This is a genomic window from Stenotrophomonas sp. PS02297, from assembly GCF_029959705.1.
Lineage (GTDB): Bacteria > Pseudomonadota > Gammaproteobacteria > Xanthomonadales > Xanthomonadaceae > Stenotrophomonas > Stenotrophomonas nitritireducens.
On sequence record NZ_JASCOS010000231.1, the window covers coordinates 1 to 1,960 of the forward strand.

Consider the following 1,960-nt stretch of genomic DNA (forward strand, 5'->3'; position numbering starts at 1 on the left):
GCGTTGCCCCGTTGTAGAGCGGGGCAACGCCCCGCTGGCGCATTGCCAGTCAAGCCCCGCCGGGCGCTGCCCGGCGCTACAGAACACCGCTCCCTTGTAGAGCGGGGCACCGCCTCGCTGGGGCATTACCAGCCAAACCCCGCCGGGCGCTGCCCGGCGCTACAGAACACCGCCCCTTGTAGAGCGGGGCAACGCCCCGCTGGGGCATTACCAGCCAAGCCCCGCCGGGACATCGCCGCAGAGCGCCGCTCGCCGCGATGACCTCCAGCACGTCTGCCGGAGAAGCCGCGGGCGTATGCTCGCGGCTTCTCCGTCTGCGAATCCCTCGCAGCAGCACCGCACGTCTCCGTGCGGAAACCCAATCCAACCTGGAGCCCGCCATGCGCCGTCTCGCCTTCGCCATCGCCGCCGTGCTCGCCTGCGCCAGCGCGCAGGCCGCCCCTACCCGCATTCCCGAGCAGGCCCTGGCAACGGCCGCGGAACTGCGCGAGCAGGCGCTGGCCGACGACACCGGCTGGAAGGTGGTCGAATCGCTGACCACCGAGGTCGGCCCGCGCCTGGCCGGCAGCGAGGCCGATGCGCGCGCGGTGGAATGGGCCAAGGCCAAGTTCAAGGCACTGGGCTTCGACAAGGTGTGGACCGAGCCGGTCAACTTCCCCAAGTGGGAGCGCCGCAGTGAACACGCGCAGGTGCTGGGTGCACACGCGCAGCCGCTAGCCATCACCGCGTTGGGCGGCAGCCCCGGCGGCAACGCCGAGGGCGAAGTGGTGCGCTTCGACAGCCTCGAAGCGCTGAAGGCGGCGCCGGCCGGTTCGCTGGCCGGCAAGATCGCCTTCATCGACTACCAGATGACGCGCAGCCGCAGCGGCGAGGACTACGGCATCGGCGGCACCATCCGCAGCCGCGGTCCCTCCGAGGCGATCCGCAAGGGCGCGGTCGGCTACATCATGCGCTCGGCCGGTACCGACTCGCACCGCGTGCCGCATACCGGCATCACCCGGTTCGACGAAGGCCTGGCCCCGGTGCCGTCGGCGGCGCTGTCGGTGCCGGATGCCGACCAGCTGGCACGGCTGGTCGCGCGCGGCCCGACCCGTATCCGCATGGCGCTGGACTGCGGCTGGGACGGCAGCTACACCTCGCAGAACGTCATTGGCGAGATCACCGGCCGCAGCCTGCCGAAGGAAGTGGTGGTGATCGGCGGCCACCTCGATTCGTGGGACCTGGGTACCGGCGCGATCGACGACGGTGCCGGCGTCGGCATCACCATGGCCGCCGGCCACCTGATCGGCCAGCTCAAGCAGGCGCCCAAGCGCACCATCCGCGTGATCGCCTTCGCCAACGAGGAGCAGGGCCTGCACGGCGGGTTCGCCTACGCCGCCGCGCGGGTCAAGGCCAAGCAGATCCCGCTGCAGCACATCGCCGCCGAAAGCGACTTCGGCGCCGGCCGCATCTACGCGTTCAACACCGGCTCGGGCAATCCCGCCGATTCGCGCGAGGCCACCGCGCAGATCGCCCGGGTGCTGGCGCCGCTGGGCATCGAGTACCGTCCGGACCAGGGCGGCCCCGGCCCGGACGTGGGTCCGCTGGCAGCCAAGGGCGGCGCCTGGGCGTGGCTGGCGCAGGATGGAACCGACTACTTCGACCTGCACCACACCGCCGACGACACGCTGGACAAGATCGACCCGAAGGCGCTGGCGCAGAACGTGGCCGCCTATACCGTGTTCGCCTACCTCGCCGCCGAATCGGATGGCAGTTTCGGCAGCGAAGCCAAGGACGTGGTGCCGCCGAAGGAGTGAGCGGGGAGCGCGATGGACGCGCGTGGCGACCATGAGGGAAGGCGCTCCCATGCGGATGCGCCGCCGGACGTTGCCGTTGCTCACAGGAATCGCCCCTCCCCGTAGGAGCGGCTTCAGCCGCGAAGAGGCTTCCCCGGTAACGCCCTTTCGCGGCTGAAGCCGCT

Annotated in this window: 1 protein-coding gene; it reads left to right on the forward strand. The window is 71.0% G+C overall.

What is annotated here, in order from left to right; genetic code table 11:
- The first annotated feature begins 380 nt into the window (after window positions 1–380).
- Window positions 381–1,796, forward strand: a complete 1,416-nt coding sequence (locus QMX80_RS19110; RefSeq protein WP_282278756.1) for a M28 family peptidase — start codon at window positions 381–383, stop codon at window positions 1,794–1,796.
- The last annotated feature ends 164 nt before the right edge of the window (window positions 1,797–1,960 follow it).

What these genes read in the sequence shown, in the direction of transcription:
- QMX80_RS19110 (WP_282278756.1), top strand. Translation starts at nt 381, where the DNA reads ATGCGCCGTCTCGCCTTCGCCATCGCCGCCGTGCTCGCCTGCGCCAGC.